This is a genomic window from Streptomyces sp. AK08-02, assembly GCF_033795085.1.
Classification (GTDB): Bacteria; Actinomycetota; Actinomycetes; order Streptomycetales; family Streptomycetaceae; genus Streptomyces; species Streptomyces echiniscabiei.
This window is the reverse complement of the sequence record NZ_JARAZV010000017.1, coordinates 64,188-81,536: the sequence shown is the minus strand read 5'-3', so window position 1 is coordinate 81,536 and position 17,349 is coordinate 64,188. Positions and strand designations below refer to the sequence as shown.

General features: G+C 70.5%; 18 protein-coding genes. 12 read left to right on the top strand and 6 right to left on the bottom strand.

All coding sequences use genetic code 11. The annotated features are described in order from the left end of the window. The first annotated feature begins 4 nt into the window (after positions 1-4). Positions 5-997 (top strand): DUF3068 domain-containing protein, encoded by a 993-nt coding sequence (locus tag PV734_RS32745; RefSeq protein WP_319093657.1) that lies wholly within the window; start codon positions 5-7, stop codon positions 995-997. Here the strand turns inward: PV734_RS32745 and hrpB are convergent. Both hrpB and PV734_RS32735 read right to left on the bottom strand, forming a co-directional pair. Further along, positions 987-3,512, bottom strand: coding sequence for an ATP-dependent helicase HrpB (gene hrpB, locus PV734_RS32740; protein ID WP_319093658.1), 2,526 nt, complete (start codon positions 3,510-3,512; stop codon positions 987-989). The two genes, PV734_RS32745 and hrpB, sit on opposite strands and share 11 nt — an antisense overlap. Positions 3,513-3,593: 81 nt before the next feature. Next, the gene (locus PV734_RS32735; RefSeq protein ID WP_319093898.1) at positions 3,594-4,406 is read right to left on the bottom strand and encodes a class I SAM-dependent methyltransferase; all 813 of its coding nucleotides are present in this window, start codon (positions 4,404-4,406) and stop codon (positions 3,594-3,596) included. Positions 4,407-4,811: 405 nt separating this feature from the next. Here PV734_RS32735 and rpsA point away from each other — a divergent pair, with 405 nt between their 5' ends. The 4 genes from rpsA to PV734_RS32715 all read left to right on the top strand — a co-directional run bounded on the left by rpsA (position 4,812) and on the right by PV734_RS32715 (position 8,791). Then, positions 4,812-6,317 (top strand): 30S ribosomal protein S1, encoded by a 1,506-nt coding sequence (rpsA, locus tag PV734_RS32730; RefSeq protein WP_006381002.1) that lies wholly within the window; start codon positions 4,812-4,814, stop codon positions 6,315-6,317. 399 nt (positions 6,318-6,716) lie between these two features. After that, positions 6,717-7,655 carry a PAC2 family protein gene (locus PV734_RS32725; RefSeq protein ID WP_319093659.1) on the top strand — a complete coding sequence of 313 codons (939 nt, stop codon included), beginning with the start codon at positions 6,717-6,719 and terminating at the stop codon, positions 7,653-7,655. An 87-nt stretch (positions 7,656-7,742) separates the two neighbouring features. Then, the gene (coaE, locus tag PV734_RS32720; protein ID WP_319093660.1) at positions 7,743-8,351 is read left to right on the top strand and encodes a dephospho-CoA kinase; all 609 of its coding nucleotides are present in this window, start codon (positions 7,743-7,745) and stop codon (positions 8,349-8,351) included. Between the two features lie 50 nt (positions 8,352-8,401). Continuing rightward, complete coding sequence (locus tag PV734_RS32715) at positions 8,402-8,791, top strand: tetratricopeptide repeat protein (protein ID WP_006383215.1); 390 nt, start codon at positions 8,402-8,404, stop codon at positions 8,789-8,791. Positions 8,792-8,842: 51 nt separating this feature from the next. Here PV734_RS32715 and PV734_RS32710 read toward each other — a convergent pair whose 3' ends face one another. Continuing rightward, on the bottom strand, positions 8,843-9,106 hold the full coding sequence (locus tag PV734_RS32710) for a DUF6343 family protein (protein WP_319093661.1): 264 nt from the start codon (positions 9,104-9,106) through the stop codon (positions 8,843-8,845). A 112-nt stretch (positions 9,107-9,218) separates the two neighbouring features. On the opposite strand from PV734_RS32710, the gene PV734_RS32705 reads away from it, so the two are divergent. The 4 genes from PV734_RS32705 to PV734_RS32690 all read left to right on the top strand — a co-directional run bounded on the left by PV734_RS32705 (position 9,219) and on the right by PV734_RS32690 (position 12,058). Then, complete coding sequence (locus tag PV734_RS32705; RefSeq protein WP_319093662.1) at positions 9,219-10,157, top strand: acyltransferase domain-containing protein; 939 nt, start codon at positions 9,219-9,221, stop codon at positions 10,155-10,157. Positions 10,158-10,231: 74 nt separating this feature from the next. Next, positions 10,232-10,909 (top strand): class I SAM-dependent methyltransferase, encoded by a 678-nt coding sequence (locus PV734_RS32700; RefSeq protein WP_319293291.1) that lies wholly within the window; start codon positions 10,232-10,234, stop codon positions 10,907-10,909. A gap of 47 nt (positions 10,910-10,956) precedes the next feature. Next, on the top strand, positions 10,957-11,499 hold the full coding sequence (locus tag PV734_RS32695; protein ID WP_319093664.1) for an MOSC domain-containing protein: 543 nt from the start codon (positions 10,957-10,959) through the stop codon (positions 11,497-11,499). A gap of 88 nt (positions 11,500-11,587) precedes the next feature. Continuing rightward, a complete protein-coding gene (locus PV734_RS32690; RefSeq protein WP_319093665.1) occupies positions 11,588-12,058 on the top strand; it encodes a DoxX family protein in 471 nt (156 codons plus the stop codon). A 134-nt stretch (positions 12,059-12,192) separates the two neighbouring features. On the opposite strand, the gene PV734_RS32685 is transcribed toward PV734_RS32690, so the two are convergent. Continuing rightward, positions 12,193-12,717 carry an RNA-binding S4 domain-containing protein gene (locus tag PV734_RS32685; RefSeq protein WP_319093666.1) on the bottom strand — a complete coding sequence of 175 codons (525 nt, stop codon included), beginning with the start codon at positions 12,715-12,717 and terminating at the stop codon, positions 12,193-12,195. 117 nt (positions 12,718-12,834) lie between these two features. Between PV734_RS32685 and PV734_RS32680 the strand changes: the two genes are divergently transcribed. Further along, entirely contained in the window at positions 12,835-13,536 is a 702-nt protein-coding gene (locus PV734_RS32680; protein ID WP_319293289.1) for a uracil-DNA glycosylase, read from the top strand. 75 nt (positions 13,537-13,611) lie between these two features. Next, complete coding sequence (gene pip, locus PV734_RS32675) at positions 13,612-14,583, top strand: prolyl aminopeptidase (protein ID WP_319093669.1); 972 nt, start codon at positions 13,612-13,614, stop codon at positions 14,581-14,583. Between the two features lie 25 nt (positions 14,584-14,608). Here pip and PV734_RS32670 read toward each other — a convergent pair whose 3' ends face one another. Both PV734_RS32670 and PV734_RS32665 read right to left on the bottom strand, forming a co-directional pair. Beyond that, complete coding sequence (locus PV734_RS32670; RefSeq protein ID WP_319093670.1) at positions 14,609-15,028, bottom strand: (2Fe-2S) ferredoxin domain-containing protein; 420 nt, start codon at positions 15,026-15,028, stop codon at positions 14,609-14,611. Then, entirely contained in the window at positions 15,025-15,681 is a 657-nt protein-coding gene (locus PV734_RS32665; protein WP_319093671.1) for a GntR family transcriptional regulator, read from the bottom strand. Before PV734_RS32665 ends, PV734_RS32670 begins: the two co-directional genes overlap by 4 nt. Positions 15,682-15,854: 173 nt before the next feature. Here PV734_RS32665 and PV734_RS32660 point away from each other — a divergent pair, with 173 nt between their 5' ends. Next, the gene (locus PV734_RS32660; RefSeq protein WP_319293287.1) at positions 15,855-17,348 is read left to right on the top strand and encodes an NCS1 family nucleobase:cation symporter-1; all 1,494 of its coding nucleotides are present in this window, start codon (positions 15,855-15,857) and stop codon (positions 17,346-17,348) included. Position 17,349: the final 1 nt, after the last annotated feature.

The window sequence follows — 17,349 nt, the reverse complement described above, 5'->3', positions numbered from 1 at the left end:
CGAGATGCGCCGAAAGTCCGGCCTGATCCTGCTCGCCCTCGCCGTGTTCTTCGCGGCGCTGTCCCCTCTGACGCGCTGGTACGCCTTCCCGCGCCTCGCCAAGGTCCCGGCGAACCAGTACACGGACATGGTCCTGGAGGCGAAGGGCGCGACCCTTCTCGACTACGACTCGTTCCAGGCCAAGAAGGTCTCCAAGGTCACCATCGTGCAGACCCTCAAGGGCAACGTCGAAGCCTCGGAGAAGATCGAGAAGACGGCCGGGCGGGACGTGGTCGTCTGGGACGGCCTCTCCTACGTCCAGGGACCCGACGGAAAAATGGTCTCGAAGATCCCCGAGCGCTACATCTTCGACGCCCACACCCAGGAACCGGTGCACGCCACCGGGGAGATGGTCGACGGCGACCCGGTGAAACGGGAGGGCATCGAGTTCAAGTGGCCCTTCCTGGTGGAGAAACGGGACTACGAGTACTTCGACGCGCAGGCCCGTATGACCGCCCCCATCCACTACAAGGGCACGCAGAATTTCCGCGGCGTCTCGGTCTACTACTTCGAGCAGACCATCCCGTGGACGAAGGTTCCCTTCCCCAAGGACCTGCCGATCAAGGGCGTCACCGCCGAGACGGTCGCCGCGACCGGTATGACCCGCTGGTACACCACGGTCCGCAAGTTCTGGGTGGAACCGGTCACCGGAGCTCCCGTCTACGGCGAGGAGATCCACCAGGAGGAACTGCGCGGAGGCGCTCTCCTGAGGGGGCGCGACAAGGTGACGGCCTTCTCCGGACACGTGAAAATGCGCGAGGACTACATCGAGTCGACGGTCGCCCTCGTCAAGTCCCAGCGCGTACAGGTCCTGCTGCTGACGTCGTATCTCCCCTGGGGCTTCCTGACCCTGGGCGTGCTCCTGCTGGCCCTCGCCCTCTACCTGGAGGCCCGCGGGCGCAAACCCGCGGACCCCGTCCCCACGGAGACCTCCGCCCCCGAGCCGGTCACCGCCTGAGCCGCGCGTTCGTGTGCCGGGTCGGCTCGGCGGTCGCCGGGTCCTCCGGCCACGGATGCTTGGGATACCGGCCGCGCAACTCGGCACGAACGCCCTTGTAGCCGTCCTTCCAGAAGGAGGCCAGGTCGGCGGTGACAGCGGCGGGCCGCCCGGCGGGCGACAGCAGATGGACGACGATCGGCACACCGGCCACGACGGGCGACTCCCGAAGGCCGAACATCTCCTGCAACTTGACGGCGAGCACAGGCCGTTCGGGATCGGAGTAGTCGATCCGGATCCTGGACCCGCTCGGCACCGCCAGCCGCTCGGGTGCCAGCTCGTCCAGCCGCCCGGCCTCCCCGGAGGCCCACGGCAGAAGCCGGTTGAGTGCCTGCCCCGCCTCGATCCGCCCCAGGTCCGCCCGCCGCCGCGCCCGGCTCAGCTCGGGCTCCAACCATGTGTCCACGCGCGCGTGGAGGGCGCTTTCGGAGACGTCGGGCCATGGACCGCCCAGTCGCAGATGGAGAAAGGCGAGCCGCTGCCGGAGGTTCTCGGCGTCCGCGGACCACCGCAGCAGCCCCAGCCCCTCCCGCCGCAGGCCCTCAAGAAGCGCGTCGCGTACGAGTACGGGGTCGGGGTCTCGCAGGGGGCGCACCGCCAGTTCCACCGCCCCGAGCCGCTCGACCCGCCGGGCGACGACGTCACCGTCCGCCCAGTGGACCTCCTCGCCCGTGGCGTGCAGGGCGCCGGCCGCCGACCGCGCGGTGTCCTCGTCGACGGTGGCGGCGAGCCGCACGCGCGCGTGCCCGGCCCCGACCGGCCGGTCCGCCACGGCGACCGCGATCCAGGGGGCGCCACGCAGCGCCGAACCGTCACCGGCCTCGGCCCGGGTACCGGACACCATCAGATACGAGCCGCCCTGAGCCCTGGCGACCCGCTCGGGAAAGGCGAGCGCGGCGACGAGCCCGACCGCACGGTCGTCCCCGGCGGACGTGGCGGAGCCGTCGGTGGATCCCTGACGCACGGCGTCCGGCGCCGCCGAGCGCAGCCTGCGGGTCTCCGTCCGCCAGCGGGCCGCGTACGCGTCGCTCCCACGCCGGGCCGCACGCCAGGCCGCCGCCAGATCGTCGCCGTACTCCCGGGGCGGCTCCTCGCTCAGCAGAGCGACCACCTCCGCGGCCCGGGCCGTGCCCACCACCGGTGCCGCGTCCAGCAGGGCCCGGGCCAGCCGGGGGTGCAGGCCGAGACGGGACATACGCACACCCCGGTCCGTGGGCCGCCCCGCCGCGTCCACCGCGCCGATCGCCGTCAGCACCGCCCGGGCCGCCGCCATCGCACCGCCCGGCGGCGGATCCAGCAACGCGAGGCCGGAGGCGTCGGGATCACCCCAGCAGGCCGCCTGGAGGGCGAACGCCGTCAGGTCGGCCACCTTGATCTCAGGAGACGGAAAGCGCGTCAGGCGCGCGTCCTCGGCCTCCGCCCAGCAGCGGTACACCGCCCCCGGCGCCTCACGCCCCGCCCGCCCCGCCCGCTGGCGCCCCGCCGCCTGCGAGGCCCGTACCGTCGTCAGCGCGCTCAGCCCGCGCGCGTGGTCCACCCGTGGCTCCCGTGCCAGCCCCGAGTCCACGACCACCCGCACCCCCGGAACCGTCAGCGACGACTCCGCCACGGACGTCGCCAGCACCACCCGGCGGCCCGCCCCGCCCGACAGCACCGCGTCCTGCACCGCGGCCGGAGCCCGCCCGTGCACCTGGAGCACCTCCACCGCGGGCCCGAGATCCCGCAACTGGCCCGCCACGCGCGCGATCTCCCCCACGCCGGGCAGGAAACACAGAACGTCCCCCGCCCGCTCGGCCAGCGCCCGCCTGACCACCGACGCCACCTGCGTCAGCAACGCCGGGTCGACGCGCATACCGTGCGGCGGCCGTACGGGACGCGCCGGCGGCGCCCACACCACCTCGACCGGATACGACACACCCGCGGCCTCGACCACCGGCGCGCCCCCCAACAGCTCCGCCCAGCCCTCGGCATCGGTCGTCGCCGACGCCGCCACCAGCCGAAGTTCGGGGCGCAGCGCAGCCCGTACGTCGACCAGGAACGCCGCCGTCGTGTCGGCGTCCAGATGCCGTTCGTGGCACTCGTCGAGCACGACGACATCGACGCCCGGCAACTCCTGGTCCCGCTGCAACCGTTGCAGCAGCACACCGGTCGTGACGACCTCCACGCGCGCGCGTGGCCCGACCACCCGCTCTCCGCGCACGGTGTAGCCGACGCTCCCGCCGACCTGTTCGCCCAGCAGCCACGCCATCCGCCGCGCCGCAGCCCGCGCGGCGATTCGCCTCGGCTCGGCGACCACGACCCGCCGCACCGGCCCGCCGGCCTCCAGCAGCCCCGCCAGCGCCAGCGGCACCAGCGTCGTCTTGCCGGTCCCGGGCGGCGCCACGAGGACGGCGGCGCCGTGCGCGTCGAGCGCGTCGGTCAGGTCGGGCAGGGCGCCGCGTACGGGCAGGACGTCCAGGGCGTCGTAACGGATCACGCCCCCAGTGTCGTACGTCCACGCGAAGCGCCCTCCACACACGCGTGGAGGGCGCTTTCGGCGTCGGTCGTCTCAGCCGTCTCAGTCGCGCTCGCAGACGAAGATGGCTGTCCCGGGGATGAGGTTGCCCCGCAGCGGGGACCAGCCGCCCCACTCGGAGGTGTTCCAGGCCGGCCACTCCGGCTCGACCAGGTCGACCAGGCGGAAACCGCCGGCGACGACGTCCCGGACGCGGTCGCCGATCGTCCTGTGATGCTCGACGTACACCGCGTTGCCGTCGTCGTCCTGCTCGACGTACGGCGTCCGGTCGAAGTACGAACCCGAGACGGACAGGCCCTCGGGACCGGGCTCGTCGGGGAACGCCCAGCGGACCGGGTGCGTCACCGAGAAGACGAAACGCCCGCCCGGGCGCAGCACCCGGCGGACGTCGCGCAGCACCAGCACCGGATCGGCGACGAAGGGCATGGCCCCGTAGGCCGAGCACACCAGGTCGAACGAGCCGTCCGCGAAGGGCAGGGCGCCCGCGTCGGCCTCCACCAGAGGGACACCGCCGCCGATCCGCAGGGCGTGCTGGAGCTGACGGTGGGAGAGGTCCAGGGCCACCGGGCGGGCGCCCTGGGCGGCCAGCCAGCGTGAGCACTGGGCCGCGCCGGCGCCGATCTCCAGAATGTCCTTGCCCTTGAGGTCCTCGGCCGGGCCGAGGAGTTCGGCCTCCACCTCGTCGAGGCCCTCCGGGCACCAGACGAAGCGGTCGTCGCCGAGGAAGGTGCCGTGCTCGTTCTGGTAGTCGTCCGCGTTCCGGTCCCACCAGCCCCGGTTGGCCCGGGAACTCTCGGTGACTCCGGCGGACCGCCGGGTGGCCTCCGGCTCGGACGATTCGGGCTCTTGGATGATCGGCTCCCTCGTATTAGTGTGCGGGTTCTTCGGCTTAGTGTGCGGGTTCTTCGGCCCGACCTGTCCCCGGCGGCCGTCACCCGTGGGGCGTCATCACGCCCTCGTGGCCTCCTGGGACACGTCTTGTGCCGGGTATGCGGTGATGCGCCCCGGGTGTGCGCCTTCGCGCATTGACCCTGCCCGGCTGCCCCCGTATGCTACAAGTTGCGCTGCGGGCCTGCGCACCTCAGACCTAGCAGGTTGCGCTCGCATCTGTATGTATGTCCCCTCGGTTGTCGAGGCGCCACCGGATCTTCGGGTCCTGGTGTGGCGCTTCCTTGGCTGTCCGGCCTTCTGCAGAGCGAAACGGGCTCCCGGCGCAAGCAGTACCTACGACTCTCTGTCCGTACCGGAGCCCTTTCCCACATGACGAGCAGCACCGAGATCACCGCCACCACTCCGCAGGTTGCGGTCAACGACATCGGTGACGAGGAAGCATTCCTCGCCGCTATCGACGAGACGATCAAGTACTTCAACGATGGTGACATCGTCGACGGCGTCATCGTCAAGGTTGACCGGGACGAGGTTCTCCTCGACATCGGTTACAAGACCGAAGGTGTCATCCCGAGCCGTGAGCTCTCGATCAAGCACGACGTCGACCCGAACGAGGTCGTCAAGGTCGGCGACGAGATCGAAGCCCTTGTTCTCCAGAAGGAGGACAAAGAAGGCCGCCTGATCCTCTCGAAGAAGCGCGCCCAGTACGAGCGCGCCTGGGGCACCATCGAGAAGATCAAGGAAGAGGACGGCATCGTCACCGGTACCGTCATCGAGGTCGTCAAGGGTGGTCTCATCCTCGACATCGGCCTCCGTGGCTTCCTGCCGGCCTCCCTCGTCGAGATGCGTCGAGTCCGCGACCTCCAGCCCTACGTGGGCAAGGAGCTCGAGGCGAAGATCATCGAGCTGGACAAGAACCGCAACAACGTGGTCCTGTCCCGCCGTGCCTGGCTCGAGCAGACCCAGTCCGAGGTGCGCCAGACGTTCCTCACGACCCTGCAGAAGGGTCAGGTCCGCTCCGGCGTCGTCTCCTCGATCGTCAACTTCGGTGCCTTCGTGGACCTGGGTGGCGTCGACGGTCTCGTGCACGTCTCCGAGCTCTCCTGGAAGCACATCGACCACCCCTCCGAGGTTGTCGAGGTCGGCCAGGAAGTCACCGTCGAGGTTCTCGACGTCGACATGGACCGCGAGCGTGTCTCCCTGTCGCTGAAGGCGACGCAGGAAGACCCGTGGCAGCAGTTCGCCCGGACGCACCAGATCGGTCAGGTCGTCCCCGGTAAGGTCACGAAGCTCGTTCCGTTCGGTGCGTTCGTCCGCGTGGACGAGGGCATCGAGGGTCTGGTCCACATCTCCGAGCTGGCCGAGCGCCACGTGGAGATCCCGGAGCAGGTCGTCCAGGTCAACGACGAGATCTTCGTCAAGGTCATCGACATCGACCTTGAGCGTCGCCGGATCTCGCTGTCCCTGAAGCAGGCCAACGAGTCCTTCGGTTCCGACCCGGCCTCGGTCGAGTTCGACCCGACGCTGTACGGCATGGCCGCGTCGTACGACGACCAGGGCAACTACATCTACCCCGAGGGCTTCGACCCCGAGACCAACGACTGGCTCGAGGGCTTCGAATCCCAGCGCGAGGTGTGGGAGAACCAGTACGCCGAGGCGCAGCAGCGCTTCGAGCAGCACCAGGCTCAGGTCATCAAGTCCCGCGAGGCCGACGCTCAGGCGGAGGCCGAGGGCACCAGCACCACGGGTGCGGCTCCGGCCGCCTCCGGCGGTGGCGGCGGCTCGTACTCCTCGGAGTCGGACGACACGTCCGGCGCCCTGGCGTCCGACGAGGCCCTTGCGGCGCTCCGCGAGAAGCTGGCCGGTGGCCAGAGCTGATCGCTGCCGCTGAGGCATAGCAGCCAGTCGAAGGGCCCGCACCCACAAGGTGCGGGCCCTTCGGTCTTGTGCGCCCTGGCTCGTGCGCTCCGGTGGGCCGTCGGCTGCCGTTCTGTGGTGCGACGCAAACGTGTGGGACGCGGCGGCAACCGGCGTGCCGTGACGGGCCCTTGGGCGGCATGCCCGGCAACAGGTGCGCCGGGCATGGGCACTTCACCGCGACCGGCTCGGGCACGCCGGTGCCCGGCGGTAACAGCCCTCCACGCGCGCGTGGTGTCCGTGTGACGGTCATGCGTGAGTCCCACGCGGGGTAAGTCGTACCTGTGAGCGGGTGCCGGGCGGGAATGCCGGTGCTCCGTTTCACGTTGTGCAGTACGAACACGAGGAGGAGCGGTCACAGTGCTTGATCCGCAGGGTTTGTACGCATGGGAGCCGAAAGGCCTGGCCGTCGTCGACATGGCGCTGGCGCAGGAGTCGGCCGGTCTTGTCATGCTCTACCACTTCGACGGATACATCGACGCGGGTGAGACAGGCGACCAGATCGTCGACCGACTGCTCGACACGCTGCCCAACCAAGTGGTGGCCCGCTTCGATCACGACCGGCTCGTGGACTACCGCGCGCGCCGCCCGCTGCTGACGTTCAAGCGCGACCGGTGGACCGACTACGAAGTCCCCACGCTCGATGTGCGGCTCGTCCAGGACGCCACGGGGGCGCCCTTCCTGCTGCTGTCCGGACCCGAGCCGGACGTCGAGTGGGAGCGCTTCGCCGTGGCCGTCCAGCAGATCATCGAGCGCCTCGGTGTCCGCCTGGCGGTGAACTTCCACGGCATCCCCATGGGTGTTCCGCACACGCGCCCCGTGGGCCTCACCCCGCACGGCAACCGCAACGAACTGGTGCCGGGCCACCGCAGCCCCTTCGAGGAGGCACAGGTTCCCGGCAGCGCCGAGGCGCTCGTCGAGTACCGCCTCATGGAGGCCGGCCACGACGTCCTGGGCGTCGCCGCGCACGTCCCGCACTACATCGCCCGCTCTCCGTACCCGGACGCCGCTCTGACCGTTCTGGAGGCCATCACGGCCGCCACCGGTCTGGTCCTGCCCGGCATCGCGCACGCGCTGCGCACGGACGCCCACCGGACCCAGACCGAGATCGACCGTCAGATCCAGGAGGGCGACGAGGACCTCGTCGCCCTCGTCCAGGGCCTTGAGCACCAGTACGACGCGGCTGCCGGCGCCGAGAGCCGGGGCAACATGCTGGCGGAGCCCGTCGAGATCCCGTCCGCCGACGAGATCGGCCTGGAGTTCGAGCGGTTCCTCGCGGAGCGGGAGGGCGAGGGCTGAGCCGCCGACGGCCGACCTGCCAGGGGCCGAGCCTTCGGGGCCGCCCTGTCGCAGCGGCTGTCAGCGGCAGGCCCTAAGCTGCCGGGCATGCTGACAGTGGGCCTGACCGGCGGCATCGGGGCCGGCAAGAGCGAGGTGTCACGACTCCTCGTGGAGCGCGGCGCCGTCCTGATCGACGCGGACCGCATCGCGCGCGAGGTCGTCGCGCCGGGGACCGAGGGCCTCGCGGCGGTCGTCGACGCCTTCGGCACGGAGATCCTCGCCGAGGACGGCGGCCTCGACCGGCCCAGACTGGGCTCGATCGTCTTCGCCGACCCGGAGAAGCTCGCCGTTCTCAACTCGATCGTGCACCCCTTGGTGGGCGTCCGCTCCCGCGCTCTCGAAGCCGCCGCGGCGGACGACGCCGTCGTGATCCACGACGTACCGCTGCTCGCGGAGAACGGCCTCAAGTCGCTGTACGACCTCGTGATCGTCGTCGACGCGAGCCCCGAGACCCAGCTCGACCGGCTGGTCCGGCTGCGCGGCATGACGGAACACGACGCACGCGCGCGCATGGCGGCCCAGGCCACCCGCGAGCAGCGCGTGGAGATCGCGGACGTCGTCATCGACAACGACGTTCCGCTGCGGGAGCTGGAGAAGCGGGTAACGGACGTATGGGCGGAACTCGTACGTAGAGCGCGGGCCGCGCGGGAATAGCGTTGCCGCGGCCTGGCGTTGAACCGCCGTAGTGAGGGAAGGACTCAGCCGTGCCCGAGACCAGCGGATGGACCGGACGTACTCCGGAGACGCATGTCATCGACTTTCGCGCGGCCGAGCGACTGCTCGAAGCCCGCGATCCCCGTGGCGCGGTGAAACTGCTCGACTCCGTGATCGCCGCGCACCCCGAGAACACGGCCGCCCGGCTGCTGCGCGCGCGTGCCTTCTTCGCCGCCGCCCAACTGCGCCCCGCCGAGCTCGAGTTCACGATCGTCCTGGAGCGCGAGCCGGACAACGCCTTCGCGCACTACGCGCTCGCCCGTACCTACGAGCGCCAGCGCCGCCCCGAGCAGGCCAAGCGGCACTTCCGGCTGGCGGCCGCGCTCGACCCGAACCCGCGCTATCTGGAAGCGGCGCGCTTCGACGACTCACCGTCCTGAGCCGTCGGTGGTGGACGGTCGACTCCGATGAGTACACCCGCGCGCGTGAGGTCACGGGCCGTGTTCAGGCGGCCGGTACGGCGGGATGTCGGGGCCCGGCTGGTAGTGCGGGCCCTGTCGGATGTGCCGCAGGATCATGGTCATGTCGACCGTGACGACCAGCCACAGCACGCCGCAGGCAGCCGCCCACCCGGGACGCCCGGCGAGGGCGAACACGGCCGTCCCCGCGATCGCCCAGACCAGCCCCCACACACTGAGCCACAGCCGCGCCCGCAGAGCACTGCGCGCTGTCATGGGCTCACTGCCTGTACGCATCGGGACCACTGCTCCTTTCTGAAACGTACTCTTCGCGCCGGACGTTGACCAAGGGCCGTGGGCCGGACCGACGGACCGCCGGCCCACCGAGACGACAAGGGAGAACCACACCGTGCTGCCGGACGCCGACGACCTCCCCGAGATCCTGCTCGACCTGGCCGTGCCCCATGAGGACATCAACGAACTGGTCGCACTGCGGAGCCTGTTGGCCCGTGACTCCGCCGCGATGGGACTCCTGGAGGAGTGCGTCGAGGGGCTGGCCCGGAACATGGGAGAGATCGGCGGGGCGGCGCCCTGGCCCGACGACCGGATCGCGGAGCTGTTCACCGGGCGGGCGGACGGGGCGTCGGCCGCCCTGGGCCGGTACTTCGCCGTGTACGTGTACGTCGCGGCGCTTCCCCGCGTACGCGCCCATCACCATGCCCTGGGAATCCCGCCCGAGGTGTCCCGCCGGACGCTCGCCGACGTCGGGCGGAACATGGCGTCGCACCGCAGAAGACACGGCCAGGGCGGTGTCCAGGCCCCGTGGTGGCTCGCTCTGCACTTTCACGGGGAGCTGTTCCAGCTGGGGCGGCTGCAGTTCCAGCGGGTGCGTGCGGAAGAGCATGCGGCGGGGCCGCTCTCCACCACCGGCCTGGCCTCGGACGCCGACGCCATGTGTCTCAGTTTGCACATCCCCGACTTCCACGGACCGCTGTCCCCGGCCGCCTGCGACCGGTCCCTGGCACTGGCCCCGGACTTCTTCGCACGGCACTTTCCGGGCGAGCGGTACACGGCCGGGGTCTGTCACTCCTGGCTGCTGGATCCGCAGCTGAAGCGGTATCTGGGTGCGGACTCCAACATCGTCCGCTTCCAGGAACGCTTCCGGATCGCACCGGAGGCGGGAGAACCGGCCGACACGCAACCGGTCCAGTTCGTGTTCGGGAACCCGGACCTCCCGGTCGCCGAACTGCCCCGGCGGACCACGGTGGAACGGGCTGTCGGGGACCATCTGCGGGCGGGCGGCCACTGGTACATCGGGCACGGATGGTTCCCGCTCCCACCGGTTTGACTCGAACGGGTGAACAGGCGGAGGGCGGGAACGCCCGTGCGGCTGCGGGCCGTTGTGCGGGCATGCGACTCGAAATGCGTGAAGGACATGAGGGCACGGGACCTGGTGCGATCACCCCGGACGGCTGCGCGGTCGAGCTCTACTCGCGGCTGCCGATCGGGGACGAGCCGGACATCATCGCCGCGTCGGCGCCGGGAGGCGCGCACATCCTGGAGCTGGGCAGTGGCGTCGGACGGATGACCCGCCCGCTCCTGGGGCGCGGTTTCACGGTCACGGCGGTCGACGAGTCGGCCGAGATGCTGGAGCGCGTCAGGGGAGCGCGCACGATATGCGGCCCGATCGAGGATCTCGATCTGGGTGAGAAGTTCGACGTGGTGATGCTCGCGTCGTTCCTCGTCCACGCCGGGGACGCCGAGGTGCGGCGGGGGCTGCTGCGCACCTGTGCCCGCCATCTCGCGGAGGGCGGCCAGGTGCTGATCCAGCGGGAGGGCGCGGACTACCACACGAACCTGCCCCGCGAGCGGGTCGGCCCGAGTGGTTCCACGATCCGGATCGTGTCGTCCGAGCCTGTCGGGGACGGTGTCAACTCGGTGCGCGCGGAGTACGAGTTCCCGGACGCGGTGTGGACCCAGACCTTCCTGGCCCGGCCGTTGACACCGGAGCAGTTCGAGGAGGCGCTGGGGGAGGCGGGGCTGCGAGTCGACCGGTATCTGACGGAGGACGGGGTCTGGGTGAGAGCGGTCAGTGGGTAGGGGAAGGGTGTAGCGCACCGGGATACATGACGCAGGGGGTTCTGAGGATGAGCGGCACAGTGGCGGCGGTCAGCAGCAACGGCGGGTACTCGTTCAGCAAACCGAACAGGGACAGCGTCCGACTGCTGGCCGGGCTGGGCGTGGAGGGCGACGTGCACGCCGGCACGACCGTCAAGCATCGATCGCGGATGGCGGCGGACCCCACGCTGCCGAATCTGCGCCAGGTCCACCTGATACACGAGGAGCTCTTCGCCGAGGTCGGTGAGGAGGGGTTCGAGGTGGCCCCCGGACAACTCGGCGAGAACATCACCACCCGGGGGGTCGATCTGCTCGCGCTTCCGGTCGGCACCCTGCTGCACATAGGTGACGACGTGGTGCTGACGGTGACCGGCCTGCGCAACCCCTGTCTGCAGATCGACCACTTCGAGGGCGGACTGCTGAAACGGATGGTCGGACGGGACGCCACCGGCAACGTCGTCCGCAAGGCCGGAATCATGAGCATCGTGACGGAAGGAGGCGAGGTGCGCCCCGGAGACACCATCAAGGTCGAGCTTCCCATCGGGCCGCACCAGGCTCTGCGCCCGGTCTGAGAAATCCCGCCGGGTGGCGATGAGTTCTGGGCCGGCGGGTGGTCTATCTCTGTGACAGCGACGCGAACCGCTTCACACAGGAGACTCCATGTCCGAGACCACCGCTCCCGTCACTCCCCTCACCGCCGACGCCTCCACCACACAGGTCGCCTCCGGCAAGTCCGTGTCCGCCCGTGGGCGGCGTGCCTGGATCGCGCTGCGGGCGCTTCAGGTGGTGCTGGCACTCTTCTACGGGTTCGCGAGCGCGCTGCCCAAGCTGATCGCGCACCCGTCGGCCGTCGAGTCCTTCGACAGGATGGGCTGGGGCAACCCCGGGATGTACACCATCGGACTGCTCGAACTGGCCGGAGCCGTCGCGCTGTTGATCCCGATGCTGCAGTCGGTGGCCGCGATGGCACTGAGTGCGCTGATGGTGGGCGCGTTCGTCGTGCAGGTCGCTGTCTTCGACGGGCAGTACGCGGCGACGCCCCTGATCCTCATCGTCCCGCTCACCCTCATCGCCTGGGCCCGCCGAGGACACAACGCGGACCTGCTCCGGCTGGTGCGGCGACGGGTGTGAGCTGCCGGCGTACGGCGGGGGGCGTTCGGCGGGTCGCGGGGGACCCTGCTGGACGCCGCCGCCGCGTCTCGGGCCCCGGCCCTGCGGGGTCACGTCCGTGAGGGCTCCGCGAGGACAGGGGAGCTCACCGGCTCCTACGAGTCCTCGTCGGGGCCGGTGAGGCCTCGGAGGCGATCCATCTCTCGGCGGTCACGCTTCGTCGGGCGGCCCGTGCCGCGGTCACGGATGCCCGCGGGGGCGACCGCCTCGCGGGGTGGCGGCGGAGGGCTGTTGTCGACGTAGCACTCGACTGCCACCGGTGCTCCGACCCGCTTGCGGATCAGACGCTTCACCACGACGATCCGCTCGTGACCGGCATGGCGGTAGCGGACCTCGTCGCCGACTCGGACGGCGTACGCGGGCTTCACGCGCTCGCCGTTGACGCGTACGTGGCCGCCTCGACAGGCGGTCGCGCCCATGGAACGGGTCTTCACGAGACGTACGGACCAGATCCAGCTGTCGATACGGACGCTCTCACCGCTCGCCGGACGGGCGGCGTCGGCCGCGGCCACCGCGGGGGAGGCCGGTGCGGTACCCGTCACGGCGCCGTCCTGGGTGCCCTCTTCGGTGGGCGCGCGACCTTCGGTGTCCGGGTCCTCGGGAGCCCTGCCAGATGCCATGCCCTCGACTTTAGTACTCCGGTTCATCGCCCCGGGCCGGACGGACCGGACGGGTTTTCCGGTCCCTGGCGGCACCCGTGCTGCGCCGCTGTAGCCCAGCCGATCTACCGTGGACCCATGGACACCAGCCTGTCGGGGCTCGACGAGCGGATCGTCGGGTGCCGGACCTGCCCTCGGCTGGTCGCCTGGCGGGAGGAGGTCGCCCGTACCAAGCGGGCCGGCTTCGCGGACTGGGACTACTGGGGGCGGCCGGTGCCGGGGTTCGGGCCGGCGGACGCCCGGCTGCTGATCGTCGGGCTGGCGCCCGCCGCCCACGGCGGGAACCGCACCGGCCGGATGTTCACCGGGGACCGCTCCGGAGACGTGCTGTACGCGGCGCTGCACGAGGTCGGGCTCGCCTCGCAGGCCGGTTCGGTGAGCGTCGACGACGGGCTCGAACTGTACGGCGTACGCATCACCTCGCCCGTGCACTGCGCCCCGCCCGCCAACAAGCCGACGCCCGAGGAGCGGGACGCGTGCCGGCCGTGGCTGGTGCGCGAACTGGAGTTGCTCCGGCCGACCCTGCGGGCCGTGGTGGTGCTCGGGGCGTTCGGCTGGCAGGCGGCGCTGCCCGCCCTCGACGCGGCCGGTTGGAGCGTGCCGCGTCCGCGCCCCGCCTTCGGACACGGGGCGCGGGTCACACTCGGCGGCGGACCGCGCCTCTTCGGCTGCTTCCACGTCAGCCAGCGCAACACCTTCACCGGCCGCCTCACACCCGAGATGCTCCGGGATGTGCTGCGGGACGCGGCGAGCGCGGCCGGCCTCCCGCACGAGCGGTGAGAGCGACCGCGCCGGCCCGGGCACCCGCGCGAAATTCACGCGACCGGACCGGCGTACGCACGTTACGTTGCCCTGATGGGCCTGTATCCGGAGATCGAACCGTACGACCACGGCATGCTCGACGTCGGGGACGGCAACCGAGTCTACTGGGAGGTCTGCGGCAACCCACGGGGCAAACCGGCGGTGTTCCTGCACGGTGGGCCGGGGTCCGGAGCGAGCGCGTTCTCCCGGCGGTACTTCGATCCGGCCGCGTACCGGATCGTGCTGCTCGATCAGCGGGGCGCCGGGCGTTCGACGCCGCACGCGAGCGCGTACGACACCGATATGAGCGTCAACACGACGGACCACATCCTGGCCGATCTGGAACTGCTGCGGCGGCACCTGGGGATCGAGCGGTGGCTGGTGTGGGGGGTGTCGTGGGGATCGGTGCTCGGGCTGCGGTACGCGCAGACCCACCCGGAGGTCGTGTCCGAACTGGTGCTCACCGCTGTCGCCACCGGCTCCGACGCCGAAGTGGCCCTGCTGACCAGAGGACTTGGGCAACTGTTCCCCGAGGGGTTCGAGAAGTTCCGCGCCGGGGTGCCCGAGGACGAGCGGGACGGGAACCTGGCCGCCGCGTACAACCGGCTGCTGGAGTCGCCCGATCCCGAGGTACGAGAGCGGGCCGCGCGGGCGTGGACGGACTGGGAGACGGCCATGATCCCGGCGCCGCCCCGTTCCGTACCGCGCTACGAGGACCCCGTGTTCCGCATGGGCTTCGCCCGGACCGTCACCCACTTCTGGGGCAACGACCACTTCCTGGGCGAGGGCAGCGAGGGCGCGCACGGCGTCGTACTGCGCGACGCGCACCTGCTCAAGAACATCCCCGGCACTCTCGTCCAGGGCAGCCTCGACCCCGGGAACCTGCTGGGCACGGTGTGGCGGCTCCATCACGCCTGGCCCGGCAGTGAGTTGATCGTCGTCGACGAGGTGGGGCACAACGCGGGGGCGCCCGGCATGGTGGACGAGCTGGTGGCGGCCACGGACCGGTACGCCGCCCGCGGCTGAACCGGGGGCCGACTGTCGCTGTCGGCTAGCGACCGCGTCGGGTCCGGTCCCGGGTGCGCTCGCCCGAGGACTGGACGAACTGGAGTTCCAGCGTGGCCGGGGGAGGGGCGATTCCCGGGCCGCCCGCCTCCGCCCACCGGAGTATCTCGTCGGTGCAGTCGTCGCCCATCGACCAGCCGATCCACACGGCTTTGCCGCCACGACCCCGGCCCTCGCCGGACGGTTGTACGACGATGACGTTGGCCTGGTCGCAGGGGCCGAGGCAGTCCGTCGTACGGACCGCGAGGCGTCCGGCGGAGGCGGCGGCCGCAGCACGCAGCCGGTCCAGCTGCCAGTCGTGGTCGTAACCGGGGTACTTGCGCGAGTCGCCGCAACAGCAGCCACGGCAGACGACCAGTGTGCAGGGGCGGGTGCGGGCGGCGCCGATCACCGTACGGGCGCTCACAGGTCGCCTTCCGTTCCGAAGAGGTGCCGTACCGTCGAGCGGTGGTTGGCCTGGACGTGGGTCAGGGCGTGGGCGCGGGCCCGCGCCGGGTCGCCGGACGCGATCGCGTCGTACAACTCGCGGTGTTCGGCGAGGAGATGGGGCCACTCCTCGTTGCGGCGGGTGAGCCAGCGCAGCCGGCCGTCGACCGGCTCCATGACCGAGATCAGCAGGCTGTTGCCGGCCGTGGCCAGGATGCGGTCGTGGAAGCGGGTGTTGACGTCGGTGATGGTCTCGGCGTCGTCCGCCGCCGTCGCCGCGGCGGCCCGGTCGAGGAGTTCCGCCAGTTCCGCCAGGTCCACCGGGGTCGCGCGGGTCGCGGCGAGGCCGGACGCGTAGACCTCCAAGGCCTCGCGCAGTTCGAAGAGTTCGGCCACGTCGGTCCGGGTGAGACGGCGTACGACCGTGCGCCGCGGGGTCTCGAAGAAGACGAAACCCTCGGCGACCAGGGCCCGGATCGCCTCGCGGACGGGGACCCGGGAGACCCCGAAACGTTCGGCCAGTTCCCGTTCGACGAGCCGGTCCCCGGGCCCGAGCCGGCCCGCGATGATCTCCTCCCGCAGGGCCGCCAGGACCCGCTCGCGCACCGCTCCGAGCGGTTCGATCTTCGTCATGGGCCCATCTTCGCCGACCTGGGGGTGATTTACGGAGCCGTAACGGAGCGGATACCGGACCGGACTCTTGACGGAGGGACCATGGCGGCAGTTTGGTATACCAAACCGGCCCGCCTTTCGCTCCTTCATCCCCCCACCCCCGTCTGCCTCGTCCCCTCGCCCCTGGAGTCACCGTGTCCCTAGCCGACCGCGCCGAAGTCACCGGTACCCCAGCCTTCGTCCCCGACCCCCGGCTCACCAACGAGGACCTCGCGCCCGCGGGCAAGCGCAACTGGAAGGTCTTCGACCTCTTCGCGATGTGGATGTCGGACGTCCACAACCTCGGCAACTACACGTTCGCGGCGGGCCTGTTGGTCCTCGGCATGAACGTCTGGCAGATCTTCACCTCCCTCCTCGTCGGCTTTGTGATCATTTACGTCGGCATGAACTGGATGGGGAGGATCGGCCAGCGGCACGGCGTTCCGTTCCCCGTCATCAGCCGGATCAGCTTCGGCGTCTGGGGCGCCAACATCCCCGCGCTGATCAGGGCCGTCATCGCCATCATGTGGTACGGCATCCAGACCTACCTGGCCTCCGTCGCCGTCAACGTCATGCTCCTCGCTGCCTGGCCGGGGCTCGAATCATGGACACACAGCTCGTTCCTCGGGCTCGACGCGCTCGGCTGGCTCTCCTTCGTCTCGCTGTGGCTGATCCAGGCGCTGATCATCAGCCAGGGGATGGAGTCCGTACGGAAGTTCCAGGACTTCTGCGGTCCGGCCATCTGGCTGGTCATGATCGCGCTCGCTGTCTGGGTCCTCTCCAAGGCGGGCTGGACCATCTCGCTCACCTCCACCCCGCACCCGGTCTCCGTCGGCGAGCAGTGGCGGCAGTGGTTCGGCGCGATCGGGCTGATCATCGCCACGTACGGCACGCTGATGCTCAACTTCTGCGACTTCTCCCGCTTCGCGCCCGACTACAAGACCGTCAAGCGCGGCAACTTCTGGGGACTGCCCTTCAACTCGACCGCCTTCGTGATCGTTTCGGTCATCGTCACGGCCGGCTCCATCGAGGTGTTCGGCGAGGCCATCACCGACCCCGCGGAGCTGGTCGCCAAGGTCGGCAACACCTGGGTGCTCGTACTGGCGGCCCTGACCTTCGCCGTCGCCACCATGGGCGTCAACATCGTCGCCAACTTCGTCTCACCCGCGTACGACCTGGCCAACGTCTGGCCACAGAGGATCAGCTTCAGGATCGGCGGCATGATCAGCACGGTGGCCGCGCTGGTGGTGACCCCGTGGAACCTCTTCTCCAACCCCACGGTCGTCCAGTACTTCCTCGGCGGTCTCGGCGCCTTCCTGGGACCGCTGTTCGGCGTGATCATGCTCGACTACTTCTGGGTCAAGAAGGGCCGCATCGACGTCGACGAACTCTTCAACGGCGAGCCCGGTTCGCGCTATTACTACCGCAAGGGCGTCAACCCCAAAGCCCTGTGGGCCTTCCTGCCCGCGGCCGGTGTCGCGGCGGTCCTCGCCCTGGTGAAGGACTTCCATGATGTGGCCCCGTACTCGTGGTTCATCGGCACGGCGCTGGCGGCGGGGCTGTACGCGCTCCTGTGCCGGGACGAGCGGGCCGAGTCGCCTGCCGTCGAGGCGTCGTCCGCTTCCGCTTGCGCTTCTGCGGCGGGCTGAG

Coding starts and splice junctions, on each gene's coding strand:
- PV734_RS32745 (WP_319093657.1), top strand. CDS start 5: ATGCGCCGAAAGTCCGGCCTGATCCTGCTCGCCCTCGCCGTGTTCTTC.
- rpsA (WP_006381002.1), top strand. CDS start 4,812: ATGACGAGCAGCACCGAGATCACCGCCACCACTCCGCAGGTTGCGGTC.
- coaE (WP_319093660.1), top strand. CDS start 7,743: ATGCTGACAGTGGGCCTGACCGGCGGCATCGGGGCCGGCAAGAGCGAG.
- PV734_RS32710 (WP_319093661.1), bottom strand. CDS start 9,106: ATGCGTACAGGCAGTGAGCCCATGACAGCGCGCAGTGCTCTGCGGGCG.
- PV734_RS32700 (WP_319293291.1), top strand. CDS start 10,232: ATGCGTGAAGGACATGAGGGCACGGGACCTGGTGCGATCACCCCGGAC.
- PV734_RS32695 (WP_319093664.1), top strand. CDS start 10,957: ATGAGCGGCACAGTGGCGGCGGTCAGCAGCAACGGCGGGTACTCGTTC.
- PV734_RS32690 (WP_319093665.1), top strand. CDS start 11,588: ATGTCCGAGACCACCGCTCCCGTCACTCCCCTCACCGCCGACGCCTCC.
- PV734_RS32685 (WP_319093666.1), bottom strand. CDS start 12,717: ATGGCATCTGGCAGGGCTCCCGAGGACCCGGACACCGAAGGTCGCGCG.
- PV734_RS32680 (WP_319293289.1), top strand. CDS start 12,835: ATGGACACCAGCCTGTCGGGGCTCGACGAGCGGATCGTCGGGTGCCGG.
- pip (WP_319093669.1), top strand. CDS start 13,612: ATGGGCCTGTATCCGGAGATCGAACCGTACGACCACGGCATGCTCGAC.
- PV734_RS32665 (WP_319093671.1), bottom strand. CDS start 15,681: ATGACGAAGATCGAACCGCTCGGAGCGGTGCGCGAGCGGGTCCTGGCG.